Below are 7,150 nucleotides of genomic sequence, written 5' to 3' on the forward strand. Positions count from 1 at the left end.
CTATGTCGAGGAACTGATCTCGGCCCGCCAGGCCGGTGAATTCCTGATGGCTCCGGCCAACACCATCACGCTTGCCGACGTCAGCCCCAAGCAGCTGGTGTCGGTGGCCGCGTCGCTGATTCCGTTCCTGGAGAACGATGACGCCAACCGCGCGCTGATGGGCTCGAACATGCAGCGTCAGGCTGTGCCGCTGGTGAAGGCCGAAAGCCCGTTCGTGGGCACCGGCATGGAAGGCACGGTTGCGCGCGATTCGGGCGCTGCCATCGCCGCCAAGCGCACCGGCATCGTTGACCAGGTGGACGCCACCCGCATCGTGATCCGCGCCACGCAGGACGTGGAACCGGGCAAGTCGGGCGTCGACATCTACACGCTGATGAAGTTCCAGCGCTCCAACCAGTCCACCTGCATCAACCAGCGTCCGCTGGTGACCGTGGGTGATCTGGTGCAGAAGGGCGACATCATCGCCGACGGCCCGTCCACCGAGGACGGCGAACTGGCGCTGGGCCGCAACGTGCTCGTCGCGTTCATGCCGTGGAATGGCTACAACTACGAAGATTCGATCCTGATCAACGAGAAGATCGTCAAGGAAGACGTGTTCACGTCGATCCATATCGATGAATTCGAAGTGATGGCCCGCGACACCAAGCTGGGCCCGGAAGACATCACCCGCGACATTCCCAACGTTGGTGAAGACGCGCTGGCTCGTCTTGACGAAGCCGGCATCGTCTACATCGGCGCCGAAGTGGAACCGGGCGACATCCTGGTTGGCAAGATCACCCCCAAGGGTGAATCGCCGATGACGCCGGAAGAAAAGCTGCTGCGCGCCATCTTCGGCGAAAAGGCCAGCGATGTGCGTGACACCTCGCTGCGGCTGCCGCCGGGCGTTTCGGGCACCATCGTTGACGTGCGGATCTTCAACCGCCACGGCATCGACAAGGACGAACGCGCCCTGCAGATCGAGCGTGAGGAAATCGAGCGTCTCGAGAAGGATGCTACCGACGAACGCGCCATTCTTGATCGCGCCACCTATGCCCGTCTGCGCACCGCGCTGCTGGGTCAGGAAGTGGTCGCCGCGCCGAAGGGCGTGAAGAAGGGCGCCGCCATCGACGAGGCCATGCTGGAAGAGCAGCCGCGCCGCGAATGGTGGAAGTTCGGCGTGGCCGATGATGCCGTGCAGGCCGGCCTGGAAGCGTTGAAGGCGCAGTGGGATGAAGCCCACACCACCATCACCGCCCGTCTTGAAGACAAGAAGGGCAAGGTGCAGGCCGGCGACGAACTGCCGCCGGGCGTGCTGAAGATGGTGAAGGTGTTTGTCGCGGTGAAGCGCAAGCTGCAGCCGGGTGACAAGATGGCCGGCCGTCACGGCAACAAGGGGGTCATCTCCCGTATCCTGCCGCAGGAAGACATGCCCTTCCTGGCCGACGGCACGCCGGTCGACATCGTGCTCAACCCGCTGGGCGTGCCCAGCCGCATGAACGTCGGTCAGATCTTCGAAACCCATCTGGGTTGGGCCGCGCGCGGCCTGGGCAAGAAGATCGCTGCCATGCTGGAGGATATCCACCAGACGATGGCGAGCGGCACGGCCAACGAGATCCGCGAGCTGTTCAAGGCCATCTATGGCCCGCAGTATCTGCTCGACATCGCCGAATACGACGATGCCGCGGTGATCGAACTGGCCCGCAACCTGGTGGGCGGTGTGCCGATGGCCACTCCGGTGTTCGATGGCGCCAAGGAAGCCGACGTGTCGAACATGCTGGCACTGGCGGGGCTGGAAACGTCCGGCCAGGTCGAGCTGTTCGATGGTCGTACCGGTGACGCCTTCGATCGCCGCGTGACCGTGGGCTATATCTATATGCTCAAGCTGCACCACCTGGTGGACGACAAGATCCACGCCCGTTCGATCGGTCCCTACAGCCTCGTTACCCAGCAGCCGCTGGGCGGCAAGGCCCAGTTCGGTGGCCAGCGCTTCGGGGAAATGGAAGTGTGGGCGCTGCAGGCCTATGGCGCGGCCTATACCTTGCAGGAAATGCTCACCGTCAAGTCCGATGACGTGGTGGGCCGTACCAAGGTGTATGAAGCCATCGTCAAGGGTGACGACACGTTTGAAGCCGGTATCCCCGAAAGCTTCAACGTGCTGGTCAAGGAAATGCGGTCGCTGGGCCTGAACGTCCAGCTGCAGAGCAACGAGGAGGTGGAATAACCGGCTTCACCGCCGGTTTTCCCCCACCCCACACTCTGCCCACCCCCAGCCCCTCCCGCCAGCGGGAGGGGAAACGGAGGAAAGAAGATGACGAACGAAGTGATGAATTTCTTCTCGCCGGCCGCCAAGCCCGAGACGTTTGACCAGATCCAGATTGCCATCGCCAGCCCGGAGCAGATCCGCAGCTGGTCGTTCGGCGAGATCAAGAAGCCGGAAACCATCAACTACCGGACCTTCAAGCCGGAGCGTGATGGCCTGTTCTGCGCCCGCATCTTTGGCCCGATCAAGGATTACGAGTGCCTGTGCGGCAAGTACAAGCGCATGAAGTACAAGGGCATCGTCTGCGAAAAATGCGGCGTGGAAGTGACCGTCTCCAAGGTCCGCCGCGAGCGCATGGGCCATATCGAACTGGCCGCGCCGGTTGCCCACATCTGGTTCCTGAAGTCGCTGCCCAGCCGCATCGGCATGCTGCTCGACATGCAGCTCAAGCAGCTGGAGCGCGTGCTCTATTTCGAACAATATGTGGTGCTCGATCCGGGCATGACGCCGTTCAAGAAGTTCGATCTTCTCACCGAAGAAGAACTGATGACGGCCCAGGAAGAATATGGCGAAGACGCCTTCCAGGCCGGCATCGGTGCCGAAGCCATCCGCATCCTGCTGCAGGAACTCGATCTTGAAGGCGAGATGGAGACGCTGCGCGAGGAGCTGCGCACCACCAAGTCGGAACTGAAGCCGAAGAAGATCATCAAGCGGATGAAGATCGTCGAGAGCTTCATCAACTCGGGCAACAAGCCCGAATGGATGGTGATGCAGGTGGTGCCGGTGATCCCGCCGGAACTGCGCCCGCTGGTGCCGCTGGATGGCGGCCGCTTCGCGACGTCGGATCTCAATGATCTCTATCGCCGCGTCATCAACCGCAACAACCGCCTGAAGCGCCTTATCGAGCTGCGCGCGCCGGATATCATCGTGCGCAACGAAAAGCGCATGCTGCAGGAAGCCGTGGATGCGCTGTTCGACAACGGCCGCCGTGGCCGCACCATCACCGGTGCGAACAAGCGTCCGCTGAAGTCGCTTTCGGACATGCTGAAGGGCAAGCAGGGCCGCTTCCGCCAGAACCTGCTCGGCAAGCGCGTCGACTATTCGGGCCGTTCGGTGATCGTGACCGGTCCGGAACTGAAGCTGCACCAGTGCGGGCTGCCGAAGAAGATGGCGCTCGAACTGTTCAAGCCGTTCATCTACTCGCGCCTCGACGCCAAGGGTCTGTCCATGACCCTGAAGCAGGCCAAGAAGTGGGTGGAAAAGGAACGCAAGGAAGTCTGGGATATCCTGGACGAGGTGATCCGCGAACATCCGGTGCTGCTGAACCGCGCGCCGACGCTGCACCGTCTTGGCATCCAGGCGTTCGAGCCCGTGCTGATCGAAGGCAAGGCCATCCAGCTCCACCCGCTGGTTTGCTCGGCCTTCAATGCCGACTTCGACGGTGACCAGATGGCCGTGCACGTCCCGCTGAGCCTTGAGGCCCAGCTGGAAGCGCGCGTGCTGATGATGTCGACCAACAACATCCTGTCTCCCGCCAACGGCAAGCCGATCATCGTGCCGTCGCAGGACATGGTGCTGGGTCTCTATTATCTGTCGATGGAGTCCGAGAAGGAACCGGGCGAAGGCATGGCCTTCGGCACGATGAGCGAAGTGCACCAGGCGCTGTTCAACAAGAACGTCACCCTGCACACCAAGATCATCGCCCGCGTGCCGCAGACCGATGAGAACGGTCAGCTCTACATGAAGCGCGTCAACACCACGCCGGGCCGCCTGCTGCTCGGGGAGACGCTGCCCAAGAGCCACAAGGTGCCGTTCGAAACCATCAACCGCCTGCTGACCAAGAAGGAGATCGGCGACGTCATCGACACCGTCTATCGCCACACCGGCCAGAAGGAGACGGTGCTGTTTGCCGATGCCATCATGGCGCTGGGCTTCCGCCACGCGTTCCAGGCCGGCATCAGCTTCGGCAAGGACGACATGGTGATCCCCGCTGCCAAGGCCGTGCTGGTCGACAAGACCAAGGCCGAGGTGAAGGACTTCGAGCAGCAGTATCAGGACGGTCTGATCACGCAGGGCGAGAAGTACAACAAGGTCGTTGACGCCTGGTCCAAGTGCGGCGACCTGGTTGCCGGCGAAATGATGAAGGAAATCAGCGCCAAGAAGAAGCGGCCGGATGGCCGTGAGGCGCAGATCAACTCCATCTACATGATGGCCCACTCTGGTGCCCGCGGTTCGCAGGCCCAGATGAAGCAGCTCGCTGGCATGCGCGGCCTGATGGCCAAGCCGTCGGGCGAGATCATCGAAACGCCGATCTTGTCGAACTTCAAGGAAGGCCTGACCGTGCTGGAGTATTTCAACTCCACCCACGGCGCCCGCAAGGGTCTGGCCGATACCGCGCTGAAGACCGCCAACTCGGGTTACCTGACCCGTCGTCTCGTCGACGTCAGCCAGGATTGCGTCGTCGTCGAAGAGGATTGCGGCACTACGCGCGGCATGGTGATGAAGGCCATTGTTGAAGGCGGCAACACCATCGTGTCGCTGGGTGAGCGCATCCTTGGCCGCACCGTGCTGGTTGACATCGTCGACGCCAAGACCGGTGAAATCGTGGCGAAGGCCGGCGATCTGCTGACCGAATCCGACGTGACCCGCATCGAAAAGGCCGCCGTGGCGGAAGTGAAGATCCGCTCGCCGCTGCTGTGCGAAACCAAGGGCGGCGTCTGCTCCACCTGCTACGGCCGCGATCTCGCGCGCGGGACGCCGGTGAACATGGGCGAAGCCGTGGGCGTCATCGCCGCTCAGTCGATCGGCGAGCCGGGCACGCAGCTCACCATGCGCACCTTCCACATTGGTGGTGCGGCGCAGGTGTCGGAACAGTCCACGCTCGATGCGCCGGTTGACGGTCTCATCGAATTCCGTGGCATCGTCACCATCACCGACAGCCGTGGTCGCAACGTCTCGATGGCGCGCAACGGCGAACTGGTGCTGCGCGACAGCGAAGGCCGCGAACGCTCGGTGCACCGTATTCCTTACGGGGCGCTGGTCACGCACCTCGAAGGCATCACGGTGATGAAGGGCGATCGTCTGGCCGAGTGGGATCCGTATACCCTGCCGGTCATCACCGAAAAGTCGGGCAAGGTGAAATACCAGGACCTGATCGAAGGCACGACCCTGAAGGAAGAAGTCGACGAAGCCACCGGCCTCGCCAACAAGGTCGTCACCGAATGGAAGTCGAACAACAAGAAGGACGATCTGCGTCCGCGCATCACCCTGCTTGACGACCAGTCCGGCGAATCGGCGCGCTACATGCTCGCCACCGATGCCATTCTGTCGGTGGCCGATGGCCAGGATGTTTCGGCCGGTGACGTGCTGGCGCGTATTCCGCGTGAAGCCGCCAAGACCCGCGACATCACCGGCGGTCTGCCGCGCGTGGCCGAATTGTTCGAAGCCCGCATTCCCAAGGACAACGCGGTGATCGCGCGTGTCGATGGGCGTGTGGAGTTCGGCAAGGATTACAAGACGAAGCGCCGCATCAACATCCGTCCGGAAGATGGTGGGGACGTCGCCGAGTATCTGGTGCCCAAGGGCAAGAACGTGGCCGTGCAGGAAGGCGACTTCGTGCGCCGGGGTGATTATCTGATCGATGGCAACCCCAACCCGCACGACATTCTGGAAGTGCTGGGTGTCGAGCCGCTGGCCGAATATCTCTGCGCCGAAATCCAGGAAGTCTATCGCCTGCAGGGTGTGCGCATCAACGACAAGCACATCGAAGTGATCGTGCGCCAGATGCTGCAGAAGGTGGAAATCACCGAAAGCGGCGACACCACGTTGCTGGTGGGCGAACAGGTCGACCGCGAGGAAATGGACGAGGAAAACGCCAAGCTTGGTCAGGATGGCCGCGTGGCCGCCGGCAAGCCGGTGCTGCTGGGCATCACCAAGGCCTCGCTGCAGACCAAGTCGTTCGTGTCGGCGGCGTCGTTCCAGGAAACCACCCGCGTGCTCACCGAAGCCGCGGTGCAGGGCAAGATCGATACCCTGACCGGTCTCAAGGAGAACGTGATTGTCGGCCGTCTGATCCCGGCCGGTACCGGCGCCGGCATCGGTCGCCTGCGTGTGGCCGCAGCTAGCCGCGATGCGGTGCTGCGTTCCGTGCAGCAAGCCAACGCCAAGGCGCTGGAGCAGACTGAAGGCTGATCAGCTTTCGCCTGAACCGATCCAAAGACCCCGCCGGCAGCGACCCTGCCGGCGGGGTTTCTTGTTTCAGGCAGGCATTCCCGCCGCTTACCTGCGGCGGGCGAAGATGAACAATGGGCGCGATGACGCCCGATGTGTCGGCGCGCGCCGGCGCCGGAACTGTCGGAATAATTGACAACCCGACGGGTTCGAGCGGCTGTGATGCAGTGCTTCACCCAATATGGAGGGCAAAGAACCCATTCTGGCACAGATATTGCAGCGACCTCACTGCTGGCGAGCAGGGAGCGCTTTCTCGTCAACGCAAATGAAATAACTTCAGGGGTTAACCATGATCTTCCGCAGTCTCGTACTCGCCGCAGCGCTGGCTACTGCGCCGGCCGCCGCCGCAACCTATCTGCCGGTCGGCCCGCAGCTCAATGTGGCTGTTTCCACCGTCACTGGTGGTGGCTGGACCCAATGTTTTTCCGGCCCGATGAGCCAGTTCCTTGGCTTCAGCGCGGCAACAACGCTGGCCGACTGCTCGGGTGATCGCCTGCTGGTGGCCGGCCGCGCCACCGGCGCAAACAGCTTCCTGGTACTGGCGCAGGCGCTCAACACCGACGTTCTGTTCGATACGGGTATTAGGGTCAGGACCCATTGATCTGATTTGCGCGATCTGATTCAAGCTCCGCAAGGAGCCTGAATGGTGAGCGATCTTTTTTGGCTGACGGACGAGCAAAT

Annotated in this window: 3 protein-coding genes; all 3 read left to right on the plus strand. The window is 62.3% G+C overall.

Going from position 1 to position 7,150, the window contains the following annotated elements; genetic code table 11:
* The coding region (gene rpoB, locus RT662_RS11495) for a DNA-directed RNA polymerase subunit beta (RefSeq protein WP_313670845.1) at positions 1-2,200 on the plus strand (2,200 nt) is incomplete at its 5' end.
* An 87-nt stretch (positions 2,201-2,287) separates the two neighbouring features.
* Entirely contained in the window at positions 2,288-6,430 is a 4,143-nt protein-coding gene (rpoC, locus tag RT662_RS11500; protein WP_313670846.1) for a DNA-directed RNA polymerase subunit beta', read from the plus strand.
* Positions 6,431-6,758: 328 nt separating this feature from the next.
* The gene (locus tag RT662_RS11505; protein ID WP_313670847.1) at positions 6,759-7,070 is read left to right on the plus strand and encodes a hypothetical protein; all 312 of its coding nucleotides are present in this window, start codon (positions 6,759-6,761) and stop codon (positions 7,068-7,070) included.
* Positions 7,071-7,150: the final 80 nt, after the last annotated feature.

This window comes from Sandarakinorhabdus sp., from assembly GCF_032115815.1.
In the GTDB taxonomy this organism is placed as follows: Bacteria; Pseudomonadota; Alphaproteobacteria; order Sphingomonadales; family Sphingomonadaceae; genus Sandarakinorhabdus.